This is a genomic window from Enterococcus sp. AZ011 (genome assembly GCF_050548355.1).
Lineage (GTDB): Bacteria > Bacillota > Bacilli > Lactobacillales > Enterococcaceae > Enterococcus > Enterococcus faecalis.
On the sequence record NZ_CP172959.1, the window covers coordinates 2604143 to 2630854 of the forward strand.

Sequence of the window (26712 nt, forward strand, 5' to 3'; positions counted from 1 at the left end):
TTTACCTCCAGAAATTCTATATGAGCCATAAGAATTTCTGACTTCTTTCATCCACATTATAGCTAAATCATAGCCTCTTGTCAAATAAAAGCAAACAATTGTTCTCTAAATTCAAACAAGATATCTATTCCCACTGAACAGAAAAAAGATTCACCAATTTTACCTTTGAACCTTTTTTCATTTATGCTTTTATCAAGCAATTTTTTTATATGGTTACATCGAACCTTTAAAAACATCTTTATTCTTAGCAAAATAATCAACACCAGAGTAAATGGTGAAAATCAAGCAGGCATATAGCATGATTTGATCTAGTGGTAGGTGGAGTGCTGAAAATGGAATGTTGTTAATGAATAGTAAAATAATTGCAACCATTTGGGTAGCTGTTTTTACTTTTCCTGGCCAAGCTGCTGCCATTACTTCGCCATGTTCGACTAATAACAACCGTAAACCAGTTACTGCCAATTCACGACAAACAATAATTGCTACAATCCAAGCAGGTACTTTGCCTTGACCAACTAAGACGATAAAGGCGGTCATCACTAGCATTTTGTCCGCTAATGGGTCCGCAAATTTTCCGAAGTTCGTCACCAAGCCTTGTGCACGGGCAATTTTGCCATCCAACCAGTCTGTAAAACTAGCAACTGCAAAAATAATCGCGCCCACTAATTGGGTAACGGCTAACGTTGTGTCGCCAAAACTAATCGTTCCCCAGTCCATCGGCACCGACACAATAATAATAAAAATCGGAATCATAAATATTCTTAAAACTGTTAATTTATTTGGTAAATTCACTTCAATTGCCCCTTCCTTCTCCTGTTCTATTTTACGTTATCTTGCTGGCAGTGTCACGAAAAAAAGAAAAGAATCTGGAATAATTGCCGTTTGACCGTTTATTCAGAAATATTCTTGCCTTTTTTTAGAAAGAGCTGGTAATAGCCTAAACCTAAATTAATCATTCCAATCAATGTGATACTGTCTAAAAATTTAGAACCATAGATAAAGTAGAAATACAGTTGTAAGCCAACAATCAAGAAGCCCATGACCAACAGAGCGATTGAAAATATGGTGATAAGATTAAATTTTTTATTAACTATTTTAAGCATTGATAACCCCTTCTCTCTTGAATTATTATTGTCGTCTTTTTCTAGCATGTAATGCTCAAAGCCACGTGATTTATCATGAACACGAATAATCGTACAGCCTTCTAATAATTGTTTGTCGATTATTTCATTTTTAGTATCTTTTTTAATTTCCGTGAAGTAACTTTTATCAACACCACTTGGTAAGGTGTAGAGGCCGTTGCTTTTGACAGTTGTTTCATTCAGGACTAAGATACCTTGCATCGCCAACTGCATTTCCTCTAAGCTAGTGGCGAATAAGTTTTTGGTTTGTCGATCAAACTCATTGAGCTTTTGTATTTACTTGTGGAGCTTGTCAATGTCCTGTTAGAGTCTTGTATCAATTGTGTGTTGTTTATCTGCTCAATATTAATCTTTCATCAAAATTTCCCATGTAATTGATTTTGCTTTATCAATCGGTTCATTTAAATCTATTCTTTTATCGTAATCATCATCCCAAACATAAAATTCACCTAATCCACCTCTTGGAGGATATAACGATTCATTCATTGTTTTTATCTGCGTCATGTCAGGATTGCTGTCTAATAAATTTAAAATATATTTAATTGTTTGAATTTGAGGAATATTTGATTTATCTCCATAATGTATTAAATTGTCTAAAAGTATCTGGTATTGTGTTTTCAATATTTTTATATCTTTCATTAGTAGACATTATTTTATTAAATTCCATAATTTGTCAGTTAAATCATCAATCGGTTTATTAATAGATATTCTTTCTTCTCCATCTTCTACCCAAACGTTGAAGTCAGTCAAGCCTCCACGAGCAGGAAATAATTTTTTACCTATTTTATATAATTCTTGATTTTTTTCAGTTATTGAAATATTAGAATTAAGAATGTCTAGGACCGTACTTAACTGGTCAATATAGTAACTCATGTCACCCGTGTTGTATTTTTTAAGTAAGGGAAGTAACTCTTTAATAACCTCTTCTATTTCATTACAATTCATCATAATTATTCATCTCCTATCTTATTTATTTTAAAGGACTGGAACCTAAAATAGTTATTTTGTCTCCAAATTCCCAAGGCCTTTTAATGAATATTTGATTCGTATTCATCCCTCCTTGGTATATACTACCTTGATTACCTACTGGACCTGAGTAAATAGTTGTACCTGCAGGAATCTCAATTTTATATACTCTATCTATATTAGAAGCTCCTGTAAAAGAACCATTTCTATCTATCCATTGTGGTTTTACTGCAGTATCAATACGTACATTTGCAACTGAATTAGGTGGACTTTCTGTAAACCATTGTCCTAATGGATTTTTCCCATCTCCTGCACGATATAATATTTTAGGTTCTTTTAAAACTTCCATATCATATCTACCACCATAAAAGTTTCTATTTGGTTGCCCTTTAATGTCGTTTAACGGTCCAGGATTATCATAACCATTGTATTGATAAGTATATATATCATCGTACTTAGGCTTTATTGATTTTTTCCCTTGTCCAGAATTTTTCAATCGTGAAGCTGTTTTATTCCCATAATAAGAACCTAGCACCACATTACCAACTTCTGTTAGTGTGCCTGCCCACGCCGCATACTTGAATTTATTGGCTTCTTTTTGACTAATTTTCTTTCCTGTATAAGGATTAATGCCTATATTTGCACAAGCAATGGTTTTTCTGCTGATTTCTTCTAGACTGTCGGTTTTATTGATTAGCTCTATTTTTGGTTTGGCTGTTTCAAGAACCGTAGAAGCTTCTTTTTTAATTTCCGTGAAGTAACTTTTATCCACACCACTTGGTAAGGTGTAGAGGCCGTTGCTTTTGACAGTTGTTTCATTTAGGACTAAGATGCCTTGCATCGCCAACTGCATTTCCTCTAAGCTAGTGGCGAACAGGTTTTTGGTTTGTCGGTCAAACTCATTGAGCTTTCGTATTTGCTTGTGGAGCTTGTCAATGTCCTGTTGCATGCTTTCTGCCATCTTAATAAAGGTCCGTTGGGCATTTTGTAAGAGTTCATAAATTCCTGGAATCGGCTGACTATGGGCTAATGTGGCGACTGCCCTAGCAGAATCGTGCAATAATTGTTGGTTGGCTTTCATGATTTTTATTTTTAATTTGAGTTTGTCTTCATCTAAAAAACCTTCACTGGCAATAAACGCATCCGCAGCGCTGTATTTGGCCAAATCACTTTGGACGTTATCAACGGCGGCAGTCATTCGATGAATCGTCGGAATCACTAATTCTGAAAATAGCCCTTTTCCCGCATTATAGGCAGCGCCAGACAATGTATGACCGTCGATGGCTGCGATTAGTTGCTGACAACCAGCTGTTAGCTCACTGGTGGTTGTTCGGGCAACTGCTAGGTTGCTGGACAGCGCACGCATCATTGCTGAAGAATCGCTACTGGAGTAGATTAATCCCATGACAACCGACTCCTTTCTCTTTGGAGCTGTAGTCGTTCTTCATTCGATTGTGCGGTTGCTTTTGTGTATCTTTGACTTAATTCATGTGTCTGTTGTTGTAAAAAGCCCCTTAAATAGCGTTGTTTTCCAGAGAGCTCCTCTTGCTCCCAACGCGTCGACTTACCGCCTTTATGAATCACTTCTGCGTTGAGTTGCTCAAGTTCGCGAAAATTTCTGGTTAGTTCAGACTCTAGTGTACCAAAAATGGTTTGGATTTGCTTCTTTTCCTTCGACAATTGATCCATCGCTCGTTCTTTTTCGACAATCTGTTCCGCATAGTTCCTTCTTAATTTTTCATTCGTATCCTTTTCCATCGTTTCTCCTTATTTGAACGTTGTTTGGCTATCTCTAGCCGCTATCGTTGCCGCTAATTTGGGGAATTTATTGGCTTGTGCGTTGACACCATTGACTACTTTTGCTAATTGATTGAGCAGTTGATTACTGACTTTAACCCCTTTTTTCATACTTGAAATATTGCTTTCTCCTAAATGACATGTTTGATTTTTACTCACAGATACATTCTTGATCCCGGCAATTGCCTTTTGGGCAGTGCCTTGATTGGATGCAATTTTTACCATCAACTTCCTCCTTTTTAACTTTTTTATTAAATGTGTAATTAAATTATATACAAAAATATTGATAACAATAAAATGTGAATTCGCATATTTTTGTATAAAATACCTTTAAAATAACATTTGAATTATTTTTTAAAAAAGAAAAAAAACATATAATGCATAAATTAAATCATTTTTCACCAAAAATAAAAAATATGGTTTAGCTATCGTAATAATATATATAAATATATTATTACTTATAAACAAAAATAACTGCCCAAAATTCTTTAAATAAGAATTTTGGGCAGTTATTTTTTTATCTTCTTCTAACGATACGTAATCCCTAATGTAACATCCTTACGAATTAAAACTGGCGTTTTTTCCAGTGTTAAATCGGCGCCATCGACTTGAATGGCGACGTTATTTGAGGCGCCTAGAATCAGTGTTGCATTGGCGGCATTCGCAGGTAAAGCTGTTGTTTCTGTTTCTCCTGCTTGCAGGGTGTGTTGGTACGTATAGTTGCCATCGACCATCACACCAATCCAGCAAGAGCCTTCAGTCCCTTTAAAGGTAATGTTGATTGGACTATTCGCATCTTTAACCGTTGCAGTCACTTGATTGTTAGCATCGCTCACCACAGCCACAGCTGTTTTCTTCTCTGGTTCGCTTGAAGAAGACGGCGGTGTACTACTTTGTGTGCTACTTTCTGGGGCTTGACTTGATTCTTTGGGCTTTTCCACACTGGCACTAGTTGCCGGTGTTTGAATAATCGGTTCGGCTTTTTGATCTTGCCACATAATATACAGCACCACGACCGCAATGGCTAAACCAATTAACGAAAAGGCAATGGCTGGTAAGTTCCGCAGTAACCAACTGGATTGCTTTTCTTCGTCATGCAATTGCTTACGTGATCCTTCAAGCTCTTCATACACTGGCTTGGGTTCTTCGACAATTGCTGGTTCTTTGCCATCATAGATATCTACCAATTGATTGCCATCTAAGCCGACCGCACTTGCATATTGGCGGATAAACGCCCGCACATAAAAGGTGCCTGGTAAGGACTCAAAATCGTTTTGTTCAATAATTTCTAAATATCTTTTTTGAATTTTTGTCATTTGTTGCAGTTCATCAATTGAGATGTTCTTCTGCAATCTTGCTTCTTTTAGTGTTTCTCCAATATTTACGCTGGCCACTCGTCCATCTTCTCCAGTCTATTTTGTTAATTTATCGATTGTCTCATCAGTCTTTTTCAATTGCCAAGGAAAACATTCCCGTCCTTTAAGAATACCACAAAAGAAGCCAACTGAGGATAACAAAATTGAAAGATTTCAAAGATTTTTCTTTTTCTTAAACAGTTGGTTTATTGCTCGGTTTCTCCTTTAGGATACATGTAGAAACGGCTCAATCCTTCTTCACGAATAAAGGTCTCTGCTACTTGGCGGACGTCGGCTAATTGAATGCTTTCAATGACTTCAATCTTATCAAACAGCGTGGTTTCCCCAAACAATGATTGTGAAAATTGGTTGGCGATATACTCTAAAGAGTTTAAGGATTGGAAGTATTTACCAATCATTTTTTTCTTCAATAAGGACAAATTTTCTTCCGTTAATTCTGGACTTGTTGTGGCAGATAATAAAATAGCTTCAATTCGTTCTGCTAAGACTTCTGGTTGCTCACTATCGCCGCCAATATCCGCAAAATGGAAACTGCGATCTAAATTAAAGTCATAACTAAAACTATCATCTAACAAGCCTTCATCATAAAGAGCCAAATAGTTTTGAGAGGTATTACCAAACAATAATTGTAACAACAAGTTCACGGTGACTTGATATTTCATTAAGTCACGACCCGTTGTTGGCACTTCATCTAAACCTTTCAAGCCAACAAGCACTTTTGCCCGTGTGACTGCCATTTCAATGGCGCTCTCTTTGACAATGTCAGCAGCTGTTTCTTCAGGAAAATGCCGACGAATAGGTTGGGCGGCAGGAAACTCTTTCGCCGCTTGGTTTTCACGAATGAAGGCCATTAACGCTTCAGGGTCCATTTTCCCTACCACGAATAAGGTCATATTACTTGGATGATAAAACGTATTGTAACATGTATACAAATCCTCTGCGGTAATCTCCGCAATACTTGCCACTGTACCGGCAATATCAATATGCAATGGATGTTTCGGATAAAGGTTGCCTAAAATGCCAAAGAACAAGCGCCAGTTAGGATCATCTAAATACATTTGAATTTCTTGTCCGATGATGCCTTTTTCTTTTTCGACCGTTTCCTTCGTGAAATACGGCGATTGCACAAAATCAAGCAACGTTTCTAGATTTTGTGTCACTTGATCCGTCGTTGAAAACAAATAACTCGTTTTCGTAAAACTGGTAAAGGCATTCGCTGAAGCTCCTTGTTGTCCAAATTTTTGGAAGACATCGCCATCTTCTTTTTCAAACATTTTATGTTCTAAAAAGTGGGCGATTCCGTCAGGTACTTCAATCATTTCCTCTTGACCAATTGGCACGAACGTGTTGTCAATGGAACCATAATCGGTCGTAAACAAGCCATACGTTTTTTGGAAATCATTTTTCGGTAATAGGTAAACTTTTAAACCATTCGCCAGTGTTTCTGTATACAATGTTTCTTTAATTTGTGCATAGTCTTTTTTAATCATTTTCCGTTTCTCCTTCCAAAAAGAAGATCGCTTGAAGTTCCAAGCGTTTGGCTACTTCTTGGATTTCTGGAATAGTCACGGCATTAATCCGTGCAATCCATTCCTCCGCCGTCAGCATCGTCTGCGGCATTAATTCGTTCAAGTATTCTTTTTCCAGCCACGCGCCTGCATTATCTAACGCTAAGATATACTGATTTTTTAGCATTGCTTTCGTTTGTTCAATTTCTAATTCGCTAATCTTACCTAAGCGAATATTTTCCAATTCTGTCGAAATCAAACGCAAGACCTGATTCCGATTTTTGCCATCGATTCCTGTTTGAACCGTCATGAAGCCACGGAAAGTGTCGATACTACTAGAAGCATAATACGCTAAATGCTCTTTTTCACGGACATTCATGAATAATTTAGAATGCGGGAAACCGCCAAAAATCCCATTAAACACTTGCAACGCAAAATAATAGCTATCGCCATAATAAATATCCGTGTTGTAAGCCAAGTTTAATTTCGATTGGGCTAACACCTCACGCTCGGTCCGCTCTTCAATCACGTTGCGAATTGGTTGATTGTAGAAAATCGCGGCTTTGCCTTCTTCACGAGGCGTAAACGGTAATTGCTTGAATAATGGCACTAACTCCGCCTCATTGACATCACCTAAAACAAAAATATCCACTTGATCTTCCGCCAGCATTTTTTGATAATACGCTGCTAATGATGCCGCAGTTTCCTCAGCTAACGCCGCAACGGTCCCGAAACTAGGGATTTTTTGATCCTCCGATTGATTAAAATAGACACTTTGAAGCGCCAAAGAAGCATAGGTTTGCTTATCCTCCACAATACTTTCCAAGTACGCTTTCAAGTTCTCTTTTTCCCGTTGGAAGGTTTCCGCCTCAAATTGGCCCGCTTGAATATTGGGGGCAAAAATAATTTCCTTCAAAAAGTCCACCGCTTCGGCGAGAACCTGACTATCCTGTAAATAATGATCATTGACAATGTTCATAGAAATATTAAACCAATGTTGATTGCCTTTTTTGGAAACGCCAATCCCGAAGCTGGCGCCGTAAAGTTCCGCCAAACGCTCACTTAACTTGACTTGATTCGGGTAATTCAAGCTGTTGGTTTCCATCAAACTGGACAACAGCGTTCTTTTTGTAATAGTTTCATGATTTAATCGTGTATTAAAGCGGACTAAAAGACGCACCGTTTTATATTTTTCTGTAGGAATGACGTGTAAATTCACGCCTTTAACTAATTGAACAGACATTGCCGCATCGCTCCTTCATTTGCTTCATCTTACCTAAAGAATGCTGTGAAATATATGTATCGCGTAAATTCTAAAGCATTTTTTAATGTTTTTTCCAATAGCTCCATTATAACACAGCTTCAGGTGCTTTCTGAATGATAAGAGTTTTTCAGTTCAAATTTTCAAGAAGATTCGGTATACTGTTTTTAAAGTGAGGAGGGAAAAAAGAATGATTAAAGAATTTAAAGAGTTTATCATGCGCGGGAGTGTCTTAGACCTAGCCGTTGGTGTTGTCATTGGTAGTGCGTTTACAGCGATTGTGACACAAGTGGTGGAAGGCTTGATTACCCCGTTAATTAGTCTGATTTTTGTCTTGACGACTGGGAAAAAGAGCGCCGACGATGCATTGGGTGCCCTTGTTTATAAAGTCGAAGGCGTTGAATTCAATATTGGTAGCGTGATTAGTGCACTTATTACATTTTTAATTACGGCCTTCGTCCTCTTCTTGATTGTCAAAGCGGCGAACAAAATGAAAAACCGTGGCAAAAAAGAAGAAGCGGCAGAAGAAGAAGTGGTACCAACGAGCGAAGATTACTTAAAAGAAATTCGCGACTTGCTAGCGGCGCAAACACCGCCTGCTGAAACTGTCAAAACAGACAGCACTTTCACAGAGAAATAAGCAAAAAGTCATCCTGAGGGGATGACTTTTTTGTTTGGACTTACACAGATGGTCCTGCGACGAGGTTCCACGTGATACTGCCTGTGTAGGCCCCTGCTTTAATATTGTTGGCTGGTGTTGTGATGTTTAAAGCTGTATTAAACAGTGAAAATTGCCATAATCCTTGGCCTTGACCAGCTGCTGCGTTCGCCATTAATTGGGCTTCCCCGCCTAAATCAAGGGTCCAATTTTGCGGAGCAGCCAGTTGTGGTCTGACTTCTGGTGCAGAGACTGCTGTCGTCAGAGCTACATAACTATTGCTTGTTGCCTCGTATTCCAAATCAAGTTGAGTAATCAGCGCCACTTTAATGTTGCCTTGTAAGCTTTCAGTGCCTAATTTTAGGCCATTAGATTGGGCCGTTAAATGCCAGCCTTCTTTGCCACCGCGTACGTCACCGACACCAATCATTTCTGTATGGCCGTTGGTGGCTTCGGGGTCTCTTTGGTTAAGAATTGGTTTCGTTAAATCATCTGAAATTGATAATTTCCCAAAATTAAATTCGCGAGGAATAAACAGTAAATCAAAGTTACTGTTTGAGCCATTCGGGTCTGGATCAACGGTATTGGCATCGCCGTTGCCATCTGGCAACGTGCCGCCTTCAAATTCTGCTGTGACTGGTGTATTCCCTGTCGTAGTCGCCTGTGCCGAAAGTGGGGCTAAACTAGCACCAACCACAGCGCTACCAACTAATAAACTTGCTATCATTTTCTTTTTCATTTGTGTTCTTCTCCTTTACGATTGAATGATTATTAGAGGGCAGACCAGTAGCAGTTACCAGCTTGGTCCGTCCTCTTTTTTTCGTTGCTTGTGCTTAGATTGATGGACCTGCGACAAGGTTCCATGTGATACTGCCTGTGTAGGCCCCTGCTTTGATTTGTTGGTAAGGGGTTGTGACGTTTAGCGTTAGGTTATCAAAACGTCCTGTCCATGTTCCTTGCCCTTTACCAACAGTCGCACTTGCTAATGGCGTAGCTCCGCCACCAATCTTCATGCTTGTTCCACTAAAGGTTGGTGCCGTTGGATCATTAGCAATATCCATGCCATTTAGGGTATTAAATCCTCCATATGAACCTGTCTCAGTATTAAATATGGCATAAAACGGTGTCATACCAAAATTAAACTGTCCGTCTAATTTATCTGTGCCATTACTCATTTCCGCAATTTCGCCAGTTACATGCCAGCCCTCTTTAGTACCACGGACATCGCCCACCATGACAGATTTAACCATTGATGAACTTTCCTTGAGAGCAGACAAATCTTCCCCAATTTTTGCAAGAGGAAAATCAAAACTTTTCGGAATTGCCAATAAATCAAAATCTGTATTTGGTTTCGTTGGATCTGGGTCGACACTTCCGCCAGTATTATCTTCTTGGTCTGGCAACAAACCTCCACCAAACTCTACCTGCACTGGTGTATTCCCTGTCGTAGTCGCCTGTGCCGAAAGAGGTGCTAAACTTGCGCCAACGACTGCGCTACCAACTAATAAACTTGCCATCATTTTCTTTTTCATAATATGTACGTCTCCTTTAACTGTTCTGAATTTCCAGAGCGCGTTGTTCTTTTTTTCTGCGCTTCCGAAGCTATAGCTTTATTATACAAGAATCTGCCCTCTTCGTAATTTTAAATATTTAACAGCCATTCGTAAAAACTGATGATTCCTTTAAAACCAAGCATTCCTCTTGATTTCAAGCTTTAATTTCAGCACTTTTTGATATTTACAAATGTTATTTAATGATTTTTTCGTCAAATTCGTTTAAAAAACAAGGAGAAAACGTCAAAAAGTAAGAGTTAGACCTCTACTTTTTGACGTTTTCTCTTAAAATCTTATACATTTACCGGCGGTTCTTGTGAAAAAACCGTCAATTTTCATTTAATGACAGCCGTTTTTATATTTGTTCGTCACTAAGACTTACAATTTACGGCGACGGGCGAATTCCACAAACTTAAATTTGTTTAAGCGGTGACGAGATTCCGTATAGCCAAAACAGCGGGTATCTTCCAAGTTCATGATACTGCGGACCACGACGACATGATTGCCTTCGACTTCACCAATCAGCTGCTTGTCCATCTCTGTGAGCGGTTCCACGGTAATCTCTTTCTGGGCGTAACTAATTGCCAAGCCAAGGTCGTTTTCCAGATAATCGAAAATCGAATCTTCGGCACGGTGCTTCGGCAGTTCAGGGACAATCTCTTTAATCAAGTAATCAATATCTAAGATATCGACTTCCCCTTCAATCTCCCGTTGCCGAACTAAGCGCCACACAGGGGCCCCTTCCCTCCAACCAGTCAACTGAGCCAAGTTGCGCTCCACAGGAATTTCTTCTAAGGAAACCACATGCGTATGACTTTCAATATGCTGCGTTTGTTGCAACTCCTTGTAACTGGTCACCCCTGAAATAGGAAAATTAAACTTTTTAAAGTTGAGCACAATCGAGCCTTTGCCTTGTTTTTTCTGAATGTAGCCAGCGTTAATCAGTAAATTCAAGGCTTTCCGAATTGTTTCACGGGAAACATTGTAGGTTTCCACTAATTGATTTTCACTAGGTAATAAATCGCCCGGCTGATAGTCGCCTTGGACAATTTGTTGTTCTAATTCTAAAAATATGTCATGAAACTTGTTCATGCCGATCCTCCTCTACCAACAATTTCTTTTCTAAAAGCATAGCATATTCCCTCCGAAAAACCTAGAGCTGGTCAGAAAAATCCCCCGCACTTTCTGCCTTGCTTACGCCACTGACTCCCCCAGCCAAACCACTGATTGACCGCTTTTTTTCGGACCCAGCGCAGTCTGTTGCTGCCCCCTTCTGGAAAAGTTTTCCCAAGAATCTAGGGAAAATCCTTGTAATTCTGATTCGTTCATACTATACTGTAGTCAAACACAACATGTCTATACAAGTTTACAAGGAGGCGCCAAACATGACCATTTTAGAATTAACATTCGCAACGAACCAACTAACGACGACTTTTTTTAACCATAAATTGGAACCGCTTCATCAAAAAACGTTCCCTTTTGAAGCCTTGACTATCGAAGAAACGGTTCCTGAACTGTGCCAATTGATTGTGGCAGAGGCTGCGCCGATTCTGGGAGGGATTGTGGCTGATTTTCCAGCGGACTTCTTTTCTCCAGAGGAAACGTTGGCGCTGGTTCCGCAAGCGGTGATTCAAGCATTCGCGGAACAGTTGAACACACCACTTTTAACGGCAGCCGAACAAGCGGCGGCACCGAATCTGCTAGAAGCATTTGAAGAAAAACGGCAGTATCTGGCTTGGCATTTGGACTATTATGGCTACGTGCCTGGGAAAAATGAATATGCGGTGGAGTCCCTGTTAACTGTCGGCAATGGCTTTTTAGGCTTGCGCGGCACAACACCTGAGATGACGATTTCTGATGATCATTATCCAGCGACCTACATTGCGGGGCTTTATAATACAGCGGCTTCGGAAGTTGCGGGTCAAGTAGTGGAAAATGAAGATTTCGTCAATGCTCCTGATAACCAACACATCGCTTTAAAAATTGGCGATGCCACTGACTGGTTAACGATTTCCCCAGACACGCTACAACAATTACATCGTCAATTGAACTTGAAAACGGGGTTGTTTGTCGCAGAAATGATATTGAAAGATGCGGACAATCAGCAAATTAAATTAACGACGAAAAAAATCGCCAATATGGCGCAGCCGAATGACTATCATCTGCAATATACGTTTGAGCCGTTAAACTTTTCAGCCCCGATTACTTTGAAAACCGTCACGGATGGCAGTGTCTACAACTATAACGTGGCGCGGTATCGCAACTTAACAGCAAAACATTTTCAGGTGACAGCATTAAGCGCGCAGGAAAACAAAACCGTGATTGAGGTTTGTACCAATCAATCTAACTTAAGCGTCCGAGAAACGGCCTTGATAACTGGTGATTTTTTTGAAAAAGAAGCCATTATGATTCAAGAAGAAGCGGAAAAAATCGCCCAAGTGGTGACCGTGATGGCGCACCAAGGAACGCGCTATACGCTAGAAAAACAAGTCTTTGTGCAAGCCAGCCACGCCGAACAAAGTTGGCAGGTACCGTTTACGCCGAAGGACTCTTTTGCGGCCGCCGCTCAGGAAAGCGCCCGCGCTTGGCAAACCCTTTGGCAACAAGCCAACATTACCGTGACAGGCGATTTGATGTCTCAAAAACTTTTACGGATTCACAGTTATCACTTGCTGGCTTCGGCTTCGCCTTTTAGTAACCAAGCGCAAGCATTGGACGTCTCGATTACCGCCCGAGGCTTGCATGGTGAAGCGTATCGTGGACATATTTTCTGGGATGAAATTTTTATTTTACCTTTTTATATTCAACATTATCCTGACACAGCGAAACAATTATTGCTGTATCGCTACCACCGATTAGAGAAGGCGAAGGAGAATGCGGCGGCTAGCCAGTATCGTGGCGCAATGTATCCGTGGCAATCAGGACGTGACGGGCGTGAAACCACGCAAAAACTTCACTTAAATCCGTTGAATGGACATTGGGGCGAGGATCATAGTATTTTGCAACGGCATGTGTCCCTAGCGATTGCTTACAATGCTTGGTTGTATTGGCATAGTACACAGGATCATGAATTTATGAAACAATATGGCGGCGAAATGTTGTTAGAAATCGCTCAATTTTGGAACAGCGCTGCGACGTTAGATGACGCAACAGGACGGTTCTTTATTGATAAAGTGATGGGACCTGATGAGTTTCACGAGGGCTATCCAGACCAAGCGGAAAGCGGCTTGAAAAACAACGCCTATACGAATTTGATGGTGGTTTGGCTATTCGAAGAATTAACCAACATTTTGGCACTTTTCTCTGAGGAAGAACAGGCACAACTTTTTGCCAAAACGCAGACCACTTCGGCTGATTTAGCCCGCATGCAGCAAATTCAAAATTCACTGGAAATTGAAGTTAATTCTGACGGCATTATTGCGCAATATGAAGGGTATTTCGGCTTAAAAGAGATTGACTGGGCGGCGATGAAAGAGAAATACGGCAATATTTACCGCATGGATCGAATTTTAAAAGCCGAAGGAGAATCTCCCGATGATTACAAAGTGGCGAAACAAGCCGACACGTTAATGTTGTTCTACAACTTAGACAAAACTCGGGTGGATCAAATTTTAGAAGATTTAGGGTATCAATTGCCTGCGGATTATTTGGAAAAAAATCTTTTGTATTATCTAAAACGGACGTCTCATGGTTCGACTTTGTCACGAATTGTTCATGCCCAATTGGCAGAAATGGCGCAATTCCATGAGCTATCTTGGCAACTTTATCAAGAAGCGTTGTATTCCGATTATCGTGACATTCAAGGTGGCACGACCGCTGAAGGGATTCATACAGGGGTCATGGCTGCGACGATTCACGTTACTTTAGCGACGTATGCAGGCGTTGACACGCGCCAGAACGAGTTATCAATTTGTCCAAACTTACCTGAACATTGGCAATCGCTGGCCTTCCAGTTAATTCATCAAGGCGTGACGTATCAATTTTCATTAACACAAACCAGTGTCACGATTACAGCAGATAAAGACACACAATTATTGGTTCAGGGCGCGTTGATTCCGTTAACCGCCGAACGACCAAAAGAAGTACATTATCAATAAAGGAGCGAACCACAATGACGATTGGATTTATTTTTGATTTGGATGGTGTCATTACTGACACCGCCAAATTTCATTATCAAGCTTGGAAAGCGTTGGCCGATTCGCTAGGTATCCCCATTGACGAAACCTTCAACGAAACATTAAAAGGCATTAATCGGATGGATTCCTTGGACCGTATTTTAGTCCATGGCCACCGCGAAAATGCGTTTACTCCAGCAGAAAAAGAAGCCTTAGCTCAGCAAAAAAATGACCACTACGTTCAATTATTAGAACAATTAACAACAGAAGATGTTTTACCTGGTGTCGTGCCATTGCTACAGCAAGCCCAAGCACGTCACATTCCCTGTGCCGTGGCTTCGGCATCAAAAAACGCGCCTTTGATTTTGGAAAAATTAGGCGTGCGCGCGTACTTCGCCACAATTGTCGATCCCGACTCGTTAAGTAAAGGCAAACCTGATCCTGAAATCTTTTTAGCCGCCGCTGACAGTATTGGCGTGCTACCGCAAAACGCCATTGGCTTTGAAGATGCACAATCAGGCATTGACGGCTTGAAAGCCGCAGGCATCTATGCCGTCGGCTTATCGGCCAGCCAACCCTTAATCGGAGCCGACATGCAAGTCTCTGAAATGACTGAACTAAGCATTGATGCACTGCTCAATTGCTAAAGAATGACAAGAACCTTTAGCAGCAGGCACCTCTTTTCATCTACATTGTATCTATGCTAGAATGTAGATGAAAAGAGAGAGATGCGTCAACATACCTCTCTAGTGTAGAGCCGTTTGAGACGGTGACCGATTGTATTATTTAAAAATAACCGTACTGGTCAAAGTAGACGGTTATTTTTTATTGTCATTACACTCCATTATTGGATTAAAAAGGATTGAGTTGAACGTGGTTCTGTGGTAGACTTTTATTAGAAACAAGTAGATGTTTCTTGATGATCAGGCATCATAATAACTCAATACTGAAATCGGAAGTAATAGCCGATAGTTGGCGAGCAACAGAAAAACTCGATATAGAATTGGACGTAGAGCCAATAGTTGGTGAGCAACAGAAAAACCTGAATTATATTTGAAGTTTAAAGAAGGCAAGCTAAGCTTGGCTTCTTTATTTATAGGAGAAACTAATGATTGAGAAAAAAGATTTTGACACAATTAGAAAGGCGTTCTTAATTTATGACACCAACTTCAATAATCATATGTTCACTTATACATATCAACATCGGAAAACAAAGAAATTGTTAGAAATGAACGTTCAATTTGAAGCTGGGAATTTTATGCATTTATGCGGAGTTGACTATTATCAAATAGATAAACAAGGGAGCTGTAAATTTCGTTTTAAGGCTACTCAATTTTACAGAGCTTTAAAAAATAATAAAGTTTCACTGCGCGGGATTAAACCTAAAGATGATGGAACCACAGGCCAAAAATTACAAGTAATTCCTCTATTAGAAATGCTTATTTCTCCAGGTGTACGAGTATGCGATGGAGGAAAATTTTATAATTTACAGTATGAAAAAGCAATTCGCTCAGGCAAAATGATTGTGGCGTTAACATGTAAAGAGAATAACAAAAATTACGTCCCACAATCTTTATTATCGTTAATAAATCAGCCACGAAAGAGCCAATCGAAATCTTTAACTGAATCCCATGAAGTAATTAAAATAAGTAAGTCTGAGCTGAATAGCACCTCAGTAATTGAAGTTTACGATAAATTTTAACAAAAAAGCGGGCTAAACAGACTATAGGGAAAGAGAAAAAGCCCAGAGGTTTTTCTCCTCTTTAACAGCTTTTAGGATTGCACGGATTAACGCTAAATTTATTCGTGCTTTTCGGGAAAATGTGCTATAATGAAAATGAAAAGAGAGATATGCTTCAACATACCTCTCTGATGTAGAGCCGTTTAAGACGGTGACCGATTTTGTTACAAAAAATAACCGTACTCGATCAAAGTAAACGGTTATTTTTTATTGTCATTTTTAAGCAATTTCACAATCAGCGCAATCAAAGCAATGGTAAACATACCAAACCCTAGGATCGTCTGAATTGTTTCATATGCTGACAAAAGGCCTCTCCTTTCTGTAAATTTTGGAAGTACGCTCATACGCACCACCTCACCGAAAGAGGAAAGTCTCTGCTCCTACGCTTCTCACTTTGTTGCGATGCTCGTCGCAAAGCGCATGTTCCTTTGCGCTTGCCTCCGCATTAACTTCTCTACACTTATCGTATATCATGAATGCCTAATAAATATTCAGGTTACAATATATTTTTAGATAAAATGATTTAGAGAAAAAACCGCCCACATCAGAAAAATGATGTGGGCGGTTTTTTGTAATTATTTATTTTTTGTTTCAAATAACGGACTAACTGGTTTGTTTTCGTGGATACGTTTAATCGCATCTCCGATTAATTCACCAACGCTGACTTCGTCAATTTTTGCAATTTTACGATCATCAGATAGGTAAATAGAGTCTGTTACAACTAAGCGTTCAATTGCTGAATCTTCAATACGTTGTAAGGCTGGTCCTGATAAAACGGGATGTGTACAAGAAGCGTAAACGTCTTTTGCTCCGGCTTCTTTCAATGCGTTTGCAGCAAGAGAAATTGTCCCCGCTGTGTCAATCATGTCATCAATTAAGACACATGTTTTGCCTTCCACATGACCAATGATATTCATTACTTCTGCTACGTTCGCTTTTGGACGACGTTTGTCAATGATCGCAATTGGTGCTTTTAAGAATTCTGCCAATTTACGTGCACGCGTTACACCACCATGGTCAGGGGAAACAACAACGACGTCATCGCCTTGAATGCCGTGTTCGATGAAGTAATCGGCAATTAATGGTGCACCCATCAAATGATCCACTGGAATATCAAAGAATCCTTGAATTTGGACCGCATGTAAGTCCAATGTCAACATTCTTGTTGCGCCAGCTTTTTCAATCATGTTTGCAACAAGTTTAGCAGTGATTGGTTCCCGGGCACGTGCTTTACGGTCTTGACGTGCATACCCATAATAAGGCATAACCACGTTAATTGTTTTAGCACTCGCACGTTTTAACGCATCAATCATGATTAATAGTTCCATTAAGTTATCGTTAACAGGGCTACTTGTTGATTGAATGACGTAAACATGTGCACCACGAATACTTTCTTCAATATTCACTTGAATTTCGCCATCACTAAATTGTGTTACAGAGCACTTTCCTAGCTCCACACCCACAGCATCCGCAATTTTTTCTGCTAAGGGACGATTAGAGTTCAAAGAAAAGATTTTCAATCTTGGATCAAAATAATGTTTCGACATTAGAACCTCCACTTTCTATTTCAGCCAATTCGTTAAAACTGAACAATACTTTCCTTCTAAAATAATAGTAGTCCTAGCCAAATAAATCAAGAGATTTTCTGTATTTCATACAAGATATTCATCAAAAGTCGCTTTCTTCTAACTATTTTATCGTATTTGTCTAAAAAATGAGGATTATTTGAATAAAGAAAGGTACTCGCCATAGCCTTCTTTTTCTAAATCTGCCACTGGCACAAATCTCAAAGCTGCCGCATTAATGCAATAACGTAAGCCACCTTCTTGGAGTGGGCCATCAGTGAAAACATGCCCTAAATGTGAATCCGCTTCTTGACTGCGAACTTCTACTCGGTGCATGCCGTGACTAAAATCAGCTTTTTCTTTGACGCCACGTTTTTCAATTGGTTTGGTAAAGGATGGCCAGCCGCAACCAGCATCGTATTTGTCCAGGGAGCTAAACAACGGTTCGCCACTAACAATGTCTACATAGATTCCGTCTTGGTAAAAGTCATCATATTCTCCTGAAAAAGGGCGTTCTGTTGCGTTTTCTTGTGTGACGGCATATTGAAGATCCGTCAAGGTTTGTTTTAATTCTTCTTCTGTTGGTTTTGTCATTCTGTCCACTCCTTTTCTTCTGTTCAATTTATTGGGTTCAATGATACCACGTTTGCCAAACAGGCACCTAATAGTTTGCATAGTAAAAGACAGTCCTTTCTCTTTTTGACGAATGAAAAGGACTGTCTTTTATTAGTTGAATTCTTTTAGCAGTCGAGCTACTTTGGCAATTGGTAAGCCCATAATGGCGTAATAATCGCCAGCGATTGCTTCAATTAGTAATGCTCCTTGTCCTTGGATACCATAAGCGCCTGCTTTGTCGGCATATTCTGCGGTGTCTAAGTAAGCATGGATTTCCGTGTCTGTCAGTGGATAAAACGTCACGGTTGAATGAACTGTCGCGGAGCGCTCTTTTTCCCCTTGTTTCAACGTCACACTTGTATACACGTCATGTGTTTTGCCACTTAGGAGGCGCAACATGCGATAACCGTCTTCCCGAGAAGTGGGTTTGCCGAGGATCTCTCCCGCCAATGCCACAATTGTATCGCAGCCAATGACTAGTGCTTCGGGGGATTGCTCTGCTATAGCCGCTGCTTTTTGGGCAGCCATTTGCGCCACATATTCTGCTGGTAAGCCGTCTTTGCCAACAGTTTCATCGATGTCGGCTGGTGCAATCGTAAAAGTTGGAACCACACGCTTTAATAACTCCTGACGGCGAGGAGATTGGGATGCTAAAATAATTTGCATAAATTGATGACGCCTCGTTTCTTTTTAATGGGGGTCTTGAATGCGTTTAAACATTCGTTCCATATCTGAATTCGTAAAATGAATCAGCACCGGACGTCCATGCGGACAATTAAACGGATTTTCGCACAAGGCTAAATCTTTTAATAGCACGCGTGCTTGTTGCTCATTGAGGTAATGATTGGCTTTGATGGATCGCTTACAGCTTATCATAATGGCAGTTGCTTCACGGAATTTTTTCACGCTGACCGAGCCAGTTGTTAGCAACATGTCAATCATCTCGCGAACAATGCTTTCCTCTTCGCCTGCAGGATACCAAGTTGGGTGCGCCCGCACAATGAAACTATTTTGTCCAAAGTCTTCCAAATGGATGCCAACTTCCGCAAGGGTTTCTTTCTGCTCTTTAATTTTCAAGGCATCGCTATTTGGATAATCAATAACGATTGGTACCAATAGTTCTTGTAAATCATCACTGACTTCGCCAATTTTTTCACGGAAGTACTCGTATTTAATTCGTTCTTGGGCAGCGTGTTGGTCGATAATAAACAGGCCATCTTTGCTTTGTGCGAATAAATAAGTTCCGTGCATTTGACCGAAGTATTCTAGCTCAGGAAAACGCTCTGTCGGTCGTTCTTCTTCCAACTTGTTCAGGGCTTGTTTCAGTTCTCTTTGACTCGCAGCGCTATTGGCATCGAATTCTGGGTGAAGTTTCATTTCTTCTTGGAAAACCTCGTCAGCAGCCTCTGATGAACGCAGAGAAGGTTCTGAATCAGGCACTTCAGTTATTTTCGTTTCTTCGGCTATTACCTGTTGCTCATTACTAGCTGTTTCCCAATGATTTGCGGAATCAGCAGCTGCCGAAGAGGTTTCGTAAGCTGACGTTTCTTCCGCTACACTCGTTGATTCTGGCACTGGCGGCGCAAATGGATCGTCCATTGGGTCCACTGCTCTTTCTGTCTGGTTGACAGCTTCAGGGGCGCTTGAGGCTGGTGTTTCGTCTGTCGCATGTTCCGCATAGAAGCGGCCTGTTGCGGGATTATAGCTTAAGCTGCCCGGTCGTTGTTTTACCGCAGGTTGTTCAGTCGATAAAGGAATTTCCATTTGTTCGGCTTTAGGTTCTGGCGGTAGTTTCTTTTTAAAACGCAAATTGTCTGCCGCATTGGGAATCAACTGTTCTTGGCTCAACACTTCTTGAATCGCCTGTTCAATTAATGCCATTAAATCTTTTTCTTTACTTAAACGAACTTCTTGCTTAGTAGGATGGACATTGACATCGACTAACAGCGGATCCATTTCAATTTCTAACACAGCAATTGGAAAACGCCCCACCATTAGTTTCGAACCATAGCCGGCTACAATTGCTTTATTTAACGCGAAATTTTTAATATAGCGACCATTGATAATCGTTGATAAATAGTTGCGGCTGGCCCGTGTGACTTCTGGCAATGAGACATACCCTGTCAAAGTAAAATCAAGGTCTTTTCCTTCAATTTTCAACATTTTCTTTGCGGTGCTAATGCCATAAATCCCCGCAATCGTTTGTTTTAAATCACCATTGCCTGTTGTACTCATCATTTTGTGGCCGTCATGAACTAAGCGAAAAGCGACTTTAGGGTGGCTTAACGCCAGACGATTGACAATGTCACCAATATTGGCCAATTCCGTTTGGATCGTTTTGACGTATTTCAAACGAGCGGGCGTATTATAAAATAAATTAGAAACGGTCATTTTTGTGCCTTTACGGAGGGCTGCTGGTCGGTTTTCTTCGACCTTGCCCCCTTTTAGAATCACATAGCTGCCTTCTTCTTCCTCAGCTGTGGCAGTTTCGACAATCATTTCAGAAACTGAGGCAATACTTGGTAAGGCTTCGCCTCGGAACCCCAAGCTGCGAATTCGGAACAAATCATCTCTTGTATGAATTTTGCTTGTGGCATGGCGTTTGAAGGCATTCAGTACATCTTCTTTGGCAATTCCTTCACCATTATCAATAATTTGAATGGTTTTCAAGCCAGCTTCTTCAATAAAAATATCAATTTGGGTGCTCCCTGCATCCAGTGCATTTTCCACCAATTCTTTGACGACAGAAGCGGGACGTTCAACAACTTCACCAGCAGCAATCTGGTTGGCTAGTTGTTCGGATAGTTCTTGAATTTTCCCCATTTCACGACCTCCTAACCGGTTCGGTTCCTAATTAGATACGTTTTTGCAATTGATGAAGCATGTTTAACGCATCTAGTGGTGTCATTTCTAATAGATTCATTTTCTTCAATGTGTCAATGACACTTAATTCTTCTGTTGAAACTTCTTTAAATAATGAAAGTTGCTCGGTTTCTTCATGGACTTCTGAAACTTCTTCATGATGAACTGAACTTGGAATCGTTGTTTCTTCCGCTTCTAAAGCGGATAAAATGGTGGCTGCTCGTTCTAAAAGCGGGCTTGGTAAACCAGCGATTTTAGCAACGTGTATCCCATAGCTCTTATCAGCAGGTCCTTCCATCATTTTATGAAGAAAGACCACTTCGCCATCTTTTTCGACAGCGCCCACGTGAATATTCTTCAAGCCTTTTAAGGTTTCATCTAGAACAGTTAGTTCATGATAATGTGTAGAGAATAACGTTTTGGCTTGTACTTCACGATGGATATATTCAATGATGGCTTGCGCTAGCGCCATCCCATCATAGGTTGCCGTGCCGCGTCCTAATTCATCAAATAAAATTAGGCTGTTAGGCGTGGCGTGCCGCAGTGCTTGGTTGGCTTCCATCATTTCTACCATAAAGGTACTTTGCCCTGCAATTAGATCATCAGAGGCCCCAATCCGTGTAAAAATTTGATCGAAAATTGGCATTTCAGCACTTTCCGCTGGTACAAAACAGCCAATTTGCGCCATGACCACCGTCAAAGCCAATTGACGCATGTAGGTACTTTTCCCTGACATGTTTGGTCCAGTAATCAAGAGAATATCTGTTTCTGGGTTCATGCGGATACTGTTTGGAATGTATTCTTGATGCCCTAAAACTTTTTCCACGACTGGGTGTCGTCCTTCGACAATCGCCAAATTTTTCGTGTTACTTCTTAACGTTGGTCGAACGTATTGATACCGTTCACTAATTGTTGCAAAAGATTGTAAAACATCAACCGCACTAATGGTTTTAGCCAGTGTTTGCAACCGATCAATGTTCGTTTTCACTTGTTCTCTCACGGCCAAGAACAATTGATATTCTAGTTCAACTGATTTTTCTTCGGCTTCTAAGATTAAACGTTCTAGTTCTTTTAGTTCGGGCGTAATAAAGCGCTCCGCATTAGCTAATGTTTGCTTCCGCTCGTATTTTCCTTCTTCTAAATTCGCTAAATTTGACTTAGTGATTTCAATGAAATAACCAAAGACACGATTGTAGCCAATCTTCAAGTTTTTAATCCCTGTTTCTTGGCGTTCTTTCGCTTCTAACTCCGCTAGCCATTGCTTACCATTGCGCATGGCATCACGGTATTCATCTAATTGGTCGTTATAGCCGTCTTTAATAACATTTCCTTCAGTAATTTGTAAAGGGGCTTCTTCATTAATCGCCGTCGCAATCAATACCACTAAATCTTCAACAGGGTTTAAGTCGACTAACAAATCATCCCATTCCCCTTGATTGATCCCGACAATTAACTGTCGAATCGTTGGTACTTGTTCTAAAGAGGTCCGTAATTGAATTAAATCACGCCCATTCACACTGCCGAATGCCACGCGTCCTGCTAACCGCTCTAAATCATAAACGTTCGTCAATGCTGCTTGCAAATCTAAGCGTTCAAAATAGGCATTTAATAAGGATTGCACCATTTCTTGACGCGCCTTAATTTGACGTTCCTGAATCAGTGGACGATCCAACCATTGTTTTAATAAACGGCCGCCCATAGCTGTTTTCGTTTCATCTAATAGCCACAAAAGAGTCCCTTTTTTCTGTCCTGTTCGGATCGACTGACTCAATTCTAAATTGAATTTAGAATAATGATCCATTTTCAAGAAATGATCTGGCTGATATTCCACAGCTTTCTGAATATGGGACAAGCTCCGCTTTTGGGTAACGGATAAATAAGATAATAATTTGCCTGTAATTTCAATTTCTAATGGATTAATCAGTTCATTGGTTAAAAAACTAAACTCGGCATTTTCTTCCACCGTTTCTTGTGTCGAAAAGATGATGTTTAAACGTAAACTTAAGTTCTCTTTTAACGATTCAGGAATCCCTGAGCCTAGGACCATTTCTTTTGTTTGCAACGCAGAAGCTTCGTTTAAAACGCCCTCTTCATCAGCCAAGACTGCTGTTTTTAATTCGCCTGTACTCAAATCTACATAGGCAAAACCAAACTGATTACCATCTGTTAGCACAGCGGTTAAGTAATTATTGTCTTTGGCTTCCAAGCCTTTACTATTCATCACCGTTCCTGGCGTTACCAACTGCACCACTTCTCGTTTGACCATGCCCTTGGTAGTCTTTGGATCTTCCACTTGCTCACAAATCGCTACTTTATAGCCTTGCTCAATCAACGTATCAATGTAGCCTTGCGCGGCATGATAAGGAACGCCACACATAGGAATCGGATCATCCGCATTGCGGTTACGACTGGTTAACGTCAATTCTAAGATTTGCGCTGCATTGATAGCATCTTCATAAAATAATTCATAAAAATCACCTAAGCGATAAAATAAAAACGCATCCTTGTATTGGGCCTTAATGGATAAATATTGTTCCATCATGGGTGTATTTTTTGTCTTTTGTGGCATTTAATTCCCTTCCTTCTCTAGCTCTTCGTTCACGCGGTATTGAATGAGCGCCGTGACATGTTGGACTAAGTCATTGGCTTCGATCAGTTGTTCGCGGTAGGCTACAACGAGTGGGTGCTCATCAAATTCTTTTGTTTTCGCATCAGCTCGTTGAATGGCTTCTTTTTCAGCAGTTGGTTTGCCATAGTGAGCAAATTGAACCGCATCTTTTTGCGCAGCTTTAATTTCTTCCACTAATTCTGTCAGCTTTTTGTTTTTCTTTACCTTTTCTTCAATCGCTTGGTAGCGCTGAATGACTTCATCTTGTCCAATTAAATGTAACAATTTTTCTAATTCTTTATTACTTTGTGCATCTAAATTCAACGGCTCCATTTTTTTCACCTTCATCTTTCACCGGCACTTTTTCTATAAGAGCAGAAAAAGTTAACCTCTTAATGATCCGAGATTAACTTTTCTTCTATTATTCTTGAAACGGGCGATCTTCGCTAATCTGAATCGGCTCAATCATCTTCGCTTGGCCCGTTTGGTCATCAATCTCTAAAATACAGGCAGATAAAATCGTCCGCCCTGTTTCGACTACCTCAAAGCGCTTCGGCAATGCTGTCATAAACTTCTCAATAATCGGTTCACGCTTCATTCCTAGAATCCCATCATAAGGTCCGGTCATACCGACATCACTTAAGAAGGCTGTCCCTTTCGGTAAAATCCGAGCGTCATTTGTTTGAACATGCGTATGTGTTCCAACAACGGCTGAAACTTGGCCATCTAAAAACCAGCTCATGGCTTGTTTTTCACTCGTCGTTTCGCCATGAAAATCCACAAAAATGAGCGGTGTCCGTTTGCGAGCGATAGCCACTAGCTCGGCGGCTTTCTTGAAAGGATCTTCCAATGGCACCATAAATGTGCGGGCCTGTAAATTAATCACCGCTAGTTCCAATTGATTGACTTTCACAAAAACCATTCCTTGACCAGGCACATCTTCTGGAAAGTTCGCTGGACGAACCATTTTCTTCGCATCATCAATGAATTCAAAGATATCCTTGTTGTCCCACGTATGGTTACCCATCGTAACAACATCGACACCATCTTGCAAAAATTTCTTATAAATCTTGCCAGTAATTCCCCGACCAGATGCCGCATTTTCACCATTGGCAATGGTCACTTGTGGACGATATTTTTTCTTTAATTTAGGGACATACGTTGCTAAGGCTTCTCTTCCTAAAGAACCGACAACATCTCCTATAAATAATATACGCAAAAAGGTTCCTCTTCTCTTTTTAACATCTCTTGTTTATTATAGTTGTTTTCGCTTTGAAAAGAAAGTTTTGGTTTTAAAAGATTAAAAAAAGTGTCTCAACGAACAATCCTTGCAATTGTTCGTTGAGACACTACACGCGATACTTATTCGCTTTTTATTTTATTTCGCATAGTCAACGGCACGTGTTTCACGGATAACCGTTACTTTGATATGTCCTGGATAATCCAAGTCATCTTCAATTTTCTTCCGAATGTCTCGAACTAAACGAACAGATTCTAAATCAGAAATTTCTTCTGGTTTCACCATGACACGAACTTCACGTCCTGCTTGAACAGCAAAACTTGAATCAACGCCTTCAAAACTATTAGAAATATTTTCTAAGTTTTCTAAGCGGCGAATGTAGTTTTCTAACGATTCACTACGTGCACCTGGACGGGCTGCAGATAACGCATCTGCGGCTGCCACTAAAACAGAAATAACTGAGGTTGCTTCCACATCACCATGATGCGAGGCAATGGCATTAATAACTACTGAATTTTCTTTATATTTCGCAGCTAATTCTGCGCCAATCTCAACGTGAGAACCTTCAATTTCATGATCCAATGCTTTCCCAATATCATGTAGTAAACCTGCACGTTTGGCTAATTGAACATCTTCGCCTAATTCGGCGGCTAAAACGCCAGCCAGTTTTGCTACTTCGATTGAATGGTTCAAGACATTTTGACCATAACTTGTTCTGAAACGTAAACGGCCTAAAATTTTAATTAAATCAGGATGTAACGTATGAGCACCTACTTCAAAGGCTGCTTGTTCTCCGTATTCACGAATCCGTTCATCCATTTCTTTACGTGATTTTTCTACCATTTCTTCGATACGAGCGGGATGAATCCGACCATCTTGGATTAATTTTTCCAAGGTCATTCGAGCGATTTCTCGTCTGATTGGATCAAATCCGGATAACACAACCGCTTCTGGCGTATCATCAATGATTAAGTCAATCCCTGTTAATGTTTCCAATGTACGAATATTACGTCCTTCACGACCAATAATGCGACCTTTCATCTCATCATTTGGTAAAGTGACCACGGAAACAGTTGTTTCAGAAACAGAATCGGCGGCGCAACGTTGAATTGCTAGGGAAAGCAAGTTCTTCGCTTTGCGATCAGATTCTTCTTTGGCACGTTGTTCTGACTCCTTGACCATCAAGGTTAGTTCATGATTCAACTCTTCTTCTGTTGACTTCATAATAATCGATTTTGCTTCTTCTTTTGAAAGGGAAGCAATTCGTTCTAATTCTTGATGTTGCTGATTAATTAAGTTTTCTACTTCTTTTTCTCGCTCATCAATTAATTGCTGTCTAGCACCAAGTTTCTCTTCTTTTTCTTCCAGTGAGCCTTCACGTTTTTCAAGAGAGTCATCTTTACGATCCAACGTTTGTTCCCGTTGAATTAAACGATTTTCTTGAGATTTAAGTTCTAATCTGCTTTCTTTCAACTCACTTTCAATTTCTGAACGATACTTCTGGTTCTCTTCCTTAGCTTCTAGCAATGCTTCTTTTTTCAGTGTTTCTGATTCTTTCCGAGCGTTCTCAAGAATACTGGACGCTGAAATTTTTGCACCATTTATTGCTTTATCATGACGTGACTTTGCAATAACAAATCCTAAACCAAGACCGACAATCAAACCGACGATAGCGAGGAGAATATTTAAAACCATATTTCCACCT

General features: G+C 40.2%; 26 protein-coding genes. 4 read left to right on the forward strand and 22 right to left on the reverse strand.

The features are described 5' to 3' along the window. Window positions 1-213 precede the first annotated feature (213 nt). The 10 genes from pgsA to yfmF all read right to left on the reverse strand — a co-directional run bounded on the left by pgsA (window position 214) and on the right by yfmF (window position 8032). Complete coding sequence (gene pgsA / locus IGL36_RS12555; RefSeq protein WP_002365382.1) at window positions 214-792, reverse strand: CDP-diacylglycerol--glycerol-3-phosphate 3-phosphatidyltransferase; 579 nt, start codon at window positions 790-792, stop codon at window positions 214-216. A gap of 98 nt (window positions 793-890) precedes the next feature. Then, complete coding sequence (locus IGL36_RS12560) at window positions 891-1355, reverse strand: hypothetical protein (RefSeq protein WP_002354893.1); 465 nt, start codon at window positions 1353-1355, stop codon at window positions 891-893. 132 nt (window positions 1356-1487) lie between these two features. After that, window positions 1488-1781: a hypothetical protein gene (locus IGL36_RS12565; RefSeq protein WP_002354892.1), complete on the reverse strand. Its 294-nt coding sequence runs from the start codon at window positions 1779-1781 to the stop codon at window positions 1488-1490. Between the two features lie 9 nt (window positions 1782-1790). Beyond that, window positions 1791-2090: a hypothetical protein gene (locus tag IGL36_RS12570; RefSeq protein ID WP_002365383.1), complete on the reverse strand. Its 300-nt coding sequence runs from the start codon at window positions 2088-2090 to the stop codon at window positions 1791-1793. Window positions 2091-2112: 22 nt separating this feature from the next. Next, complete coding sequence (locus tag IGL36_RS12575) at window positions 2113-3513, reverse strand: T7SS effector LXG polymorphic toxin (RefSeq protein WP_002371653.1); 1401 nt, start codon at window positions 3511-3513, stop codon at window positions 2113-2115. Beyond that, the gene (locus IGL36_RS12580; RefSeq protein ID WP_002354889.1) at window positions 3504-3866 is read right to left on the reverse strand and encodes a hypothetical protein; all 363 of its coding nucleotides are present in this window, start codon (window positions 3864-3866) and stop codon (window positions 3504-3506) included. The genes IGL36_RS12575 and IGL36_RS12580 overlap by 10 nt, the downstream gene beginning before the upstream one ends. A gap of 9 nt (window positions 3867-3875) precedes the next feature. Beyond that, window positions 3876-4130 carry a hypothetical protein gene (locus tag IGL36_RS12585; RefSeq protein ID WP_002398175.1) on the reverse strand — a complete coding sequence of 85 codons (255 nt, stop codon included), beginning with the start codon at window positions 4128-4130 and terminating at the stop codon, window positions 3876-3878. A 302-nt stretch (window positions 4131-4432) separates the two neighbouring features. Further along, window positions 4433-5299: a RodZ domain-containing protein gene (locus IGL36_RS12590; RefSeq protein ID WP_002360992.1), complete on the reverse strand. Its 867-nt coding sequence runs from the start codon at window positions 5297-5299 to the stop codon at window positions 4433-4435. Between the two features lie 167 nt (window positions 5300-5466). Further along, entirely contained in the window at window positions 5467-6771 is a 1305-nt protein-coding gene (gene yfmH, locus IGL36_RS12595; protein ID WP_002380969.1) for an EF-P 5-aminopentanol modification-associated protein YfmH, read from the reverse strand. Then, window positions 6764-8032 (reverse strand): EF-P 5-aminopentanol modification-associated protein YfmF, encoded by a 1269-nt coding sequence (yfmF, locus tag IGL36_RS12600; protein WP_002398177.1) that lies wholly within the window; start codon window positions 8030-8032, stop codon window positions 6764-6766. Before yfmF ends, yfmH begins: the two co-directional genes overlap by 8 nt. A gap of 208 nt (window positions 8033-8240) precedes the next feature. Between yfmF and mscL the strand changes: the two genes are divergently transcribed. Further along, on the forward strand, window positions 8241-8690 hold the full coding sequence (gene mscL / locus IGL36_RS12605) for a large conductance mechanosensitive channel protein MscL (protein WP_002354883.1): 450 nt from the start codon (window positions 8241-8243) through the stop codon (window positions 8688-8690). Window positions 8691-8730: 40 nt separating this feature from the next. Here the strand turns inward: mscL and IGL36_RS12610 are convergent, their stop codons facing one another. The 3 genes from IGL36_RS12610 to treR form a co-directional block, all read right to left on the reverse strand. Next, the gene (locus IGL36_RS12610) at window positions 8731-9447 is read right to left on the reverse strand and encodes a WxL domain-containing protein (protein ID WP_002398178.1); all 717 of its coding nucleotides are present in this window, start codon (window positions 9445-9447) and stop codon (window positions 8731-8733) included. Window positions 9448-9541: 94 nt separating this feature from the next. Then, window positions 9542-10240 (reverse strand): WxL domain-containing protein, encoded by a 699-nt coding sequence (locus IGL36_RS12615; RefSeq protein ID WP_002398179.1) that lies wholly within the window; start codon window positions 10238-10240, stop codon window positions 9542-9544. A 399-nt stretch (window positions 10241-10639) separates the two neighbouring features. Beyond that, the gene (gene treR, locus IGL36_RS12620; protein ID WP_002367455.1) at window positions 10640-11353 is read right to left on the reverse strand and encodes a trehalose operon repressor; all 714 of its coding nucleotides are present in this window, start codon (window positions 11351-11353) and stop codon (window positions 10640-10642) included. Between the two features lie 260 nt (window positions 11354-11613). On the opposite strand from treR, the gene IGL36_RS12625 reads away from it, so the two are divergent. The 3 genes from IGL36_RS12625 to IGL36_RS12635 all read left to right on the forward strand — a co-directional run bounded on the left by IGL36_RS12625 (window position 11614) and on the right by IGL36_RS12635 (window position 16078). After that, on the forward strand, window positions 11614-14358 hold the full coding sequence (locus IGL36_RS12625; RefSeq protein ID WP_025189669.1) for a glycoside hydrolase family 65 protein: 2745 nt from the start codon (window positions 11614-11616) through the stop codon (window positions 14356-14358). Between the two features lie 14 nt (window positions 14359-14372). Further along, window positions 14373-15023 carry a beta-phosphoglucomutase gene (gene pgmB, locus IGL36_RS12630; RefSeq protein WP_002398182.1) on the forward strand — a complete coding sequence of 217 codons (651 nt, stop codon included), beginning with the start codon at window positions 14373-14375 and terminating at the stop codon, window positions 15021-15023. 461 nt (window positions 15024-15484) lie between these two features. Continuing rightward, window positions 15485-16078, forward strand: coding sequence for a PBECR4 domain-containing protein (locus IGL36_RS12635; protein ID WP_002398183.1), 594 nt, complete (start codon window positions 15485-15487; stop codon window positions 16076-16078). Between the two features lie 239 nt (window positions 16079-16317). Here the strand turns inward: IGL36_RS12635 and pepG1 are convergent, their stop codons facing one another. From pepG1 to rny, 9 genes are all read right to left on the reverse strand, one after another. Further along, on the reverse strand, window positions 16318-16461 hold the full coding sequence (pepG1, locus tag IGL36_RS12640) for a type I toxin-antitoxin system toxin PepG1 (protein ID WP_002392696.1): 144 nt from the start codon (window positions 16459-16461) through the stop codon (window positions 16318-16320). Window positions 16462-16692: 231 nt separating this feature from the next. Next, on the reverse strand, window positions 16693-17664 hold the full coding sequence (locus IGL36_RS12645) for a ribose-phosphate diphosphokinase (protein ID WP_002381060.1): 972 nt from the start codon (window positions 17662-17664) through the stop codon (window positions 16693-16695). A gap of 174 nt (window positions 17665-17838) precedes the next feature. After that, window positions 17839-18276, reverse strand: a complete 438-nt coding sequence (msrB, locus tag IGL36_RS12650) for a peptide-methionine (R)-S-oxide reductase MsrB (protein WP_002354871.1) — start codon at window positions 18274-18276, stop codon at window positions 17839-17841. 132 nt (window positions 18277-18408) lie between these two features. After that, complete coding sequence (locus tag IGL36_RS12655) at window positions 18409-18963, reverse strand: Maf family protein (RefSeq protein ID WP_002354869.1); 555 nt, start codon at window positions 18961-18963, stop codon at window positions 18409-18411. A 24-nt stretch (window positions 18964-18987) separates the two neighbouring features. Next, window positions 18988-21120, reverse strand: coding sequence for a DNA mismatch repair endonuclease MutL (mutL, locus tag IGL36_RS12660; protein ID WP_010716772.1), 2133 nt, complete (start codon window positions 21118-21120; stop codon window positions 18988-18990). 31 nt (window positions 21121-21151) lie between these two features. Continuing rightward, window positions 21152-23728, reverse strand: coding sequence for a DNA mismatch repair protein MutS (gene mutS / locus IGL36_RS12665; protein WP_002398185.1), 2577 nt, complete (start codon window positions 23726-23728; stop codon window positions 21152-21154). Further along, window positions 23729-24115: a RicAFT regulatory complex protein RicA family protein gene (locus tag IGL36_RS12670; RefSeq protein ID WP_002359008.1), complete on the reverse strand. Its 387-nt coding sequence runs from the start codon at window positions 24113-24115 to the stop codon at window positions 23729-23731. A gap of 73 nt (window positions 24116-24188) precedes the next feature. Further along, window positions 24189-24986 (reverse strand): TIGR00282 family metallophosphoesterase, encoded by a 798-nt coding sequence (locus IGL36_RS12675; RefSeq protein ID WP_002354864.1) that lies wholly within the window; start codon window positions 24984-24986, stop codon window positions 24189-24191. Between the two features lie 159 nt (window positions 24987-25145). Next, a complete protein-coding gene (rny, locus tag IGL36_RS12680) occupies window positions 25146-26702 on the reverse strand; it encodes a ribonuclease Y (protein WP_002354863.1) in 1557 nt (518 codons plus the stop codon). Window positions 26703-26712: the final 10 nt, after the last annotated feature.

Excerpts from the sequence above, each read along its gene's own strand:
- mscL (WP_002354883.1), top strand. The coding sequence starts at position 8,241 with ATGATTAAAGAATTTAAAGAGTTTATCATGCGCGGGAGTGTCTTAGAC.
- rny (WP_002354863.1), bottom strand. The coding sequence starts at position 26,702 with ATGGTTTTAAATATTCTCCTCGCTATCGTCGGTTTGATTGTCGGTCTT.
- IGL36_RS12585 (WP_002398175.1), bottom strand. The coding sequence starts at position 4,130 with ATGGTAAAAATTGCATCCAATCAAGGCACTGCCCAAAAGGCAATTGCC.
- IGL36_RS12670 (WP_002359008.1), bottom strand. The coding sequence starts at position 24,115 with ATGAAGGTGAAAAAAATGGAGCCGTTGAATTTAGATGCACAAAGTAAT.
- IGL36_RS12570 (WP_002365383.1), bottom strand. The coding sequence starts at position 2,090 with ATGATGAATTGTAATGAAATAGAAGAGGTTATTAAAGAGTTACTTCCC.
- yfmH (WP_002380969.1), bottom strand. The coding sequence starts at position 6,771 with ATGATTAAAAAAGACTATGCACAAATTAAAGAAACATTGTATACAGAA.
- mutL (WP_010716772.1), bottom strand. The coding sequence starts at position 21,120 with ATGGGGAAAATTCAAGAACTATCCGAACAACTAGCCAACCAGATTGCT.
- IGL36_RS12615 (WP_002398179.1), bottom strand. The coding sequence starts at position 10,240 with ATGAAAAAGAAAATGATGGCAAGTTTATTAGTTGGTAGCGCAGTCGTT.
- yfmF (WP_002398177.1), bottom strand. The coding sequence starts at position 8,032 with ATGTCTGTTCAATTAGTTAAAGGCGTGAATTTACACGTCATTCCTACA.
- IGL36_RS12560 (WP_002354893.1), bottom strand. The coding sequence starts at position 1,355 with ATGCAGTTGGCGATGCAAGGTATCTTAGTCCTGAATGAAACAACTGTC.
- IGL36_RS12580 (WP_002354889.1), bottom strand. The coding sequence starts at position 3,866 with ATGGAAAAGGATACGAATGAAAAATTAAGAAGGAACTATGCGGAACAG.
- IGL36_RS12625 (WP_025189669.1), top strand. The coding sequence starts at position 11,614 with ATGTCTATACAAGTTTACAAGGAGGCGCCAAACATGACCATTTTAGAA.
- pgmB (WP_002398182.1), top strand. The coding sequence starts at position 14,373 with ATGACGATTGGATTTATTTTTGATTTGGATGGTGTCATTACTGACACC.
- mutS (WP_002398185.1), bottom strand. The coding sequence starts at position 23,728 with ATGCCACAAAAGACAAAAAATACACCCATGATGGAACAATATTTATCC.
- IGL36_RS12635 (WP_002398183.1), top strand. The coding sequence starts at position 15,485 with ATGATTGAGAAAAAAGATTTTGACACAATTAGAAAGGCGTTCTTAATT.
- IGL36_RS12575 (WP_002371653.1), bottom strand. The coding sequence starts at position 3,513 with ATGGGATTAATCTACTCCAGTAGCGATTCTTCAGCAATGATGCGTGCG.
- treR (WP_002367455.1), bottom strand. The coding sequence starts at position 11,353 with ATGAACAAGTTTCATGACATATTTTTAGAATTAGAACAACAAATTGTC.
- IGL36_RS12645 (WP_002381060.1), bottom strand. The coding sequence starts at position 17,664 with ATGTCGAAACATTATTTTGATCCAAGATTGAAAATCTTTTCTTTGAAC.
- msrB (WP_002354871.1), bottom strand. The coding sequence starts at position 18,276 with ATGACAAAACCAACAGAAGAAGAATTAAAACAAACCTTGACGGATCTT.
- pepG1 (WP_002392696.1), bottom strand. The coding sequence starts at position 16,461 with ATGAGCGTACTTCCAAAATTTACAGAAAGGAGAGGCCTTTTGTCAGCA.
- IGL36_RS12610 (WP_002398178.1), bottom strand. The coding sequence starts at position 9,447 with ATGAAAAAGAAAATGATAGCAAGTTTATTAGTTGGTAGCGCTGTGGTT.
- IGL36_RS12655 (WP_002354869.1), bottom strand. The coding sequence starts at position 18,963 with ATGCAAATTATTTTAGCATCCCAATCTCCTCGCCGTCAGGAGTTATTA.
- IGL36_RS12565 (WP_002354892.1), bottom strand. The coding sequence starts at position 1,781 with ATGAAAGATATAAAAATATTGAAAACACAATACCAGATACTTTTAGAC.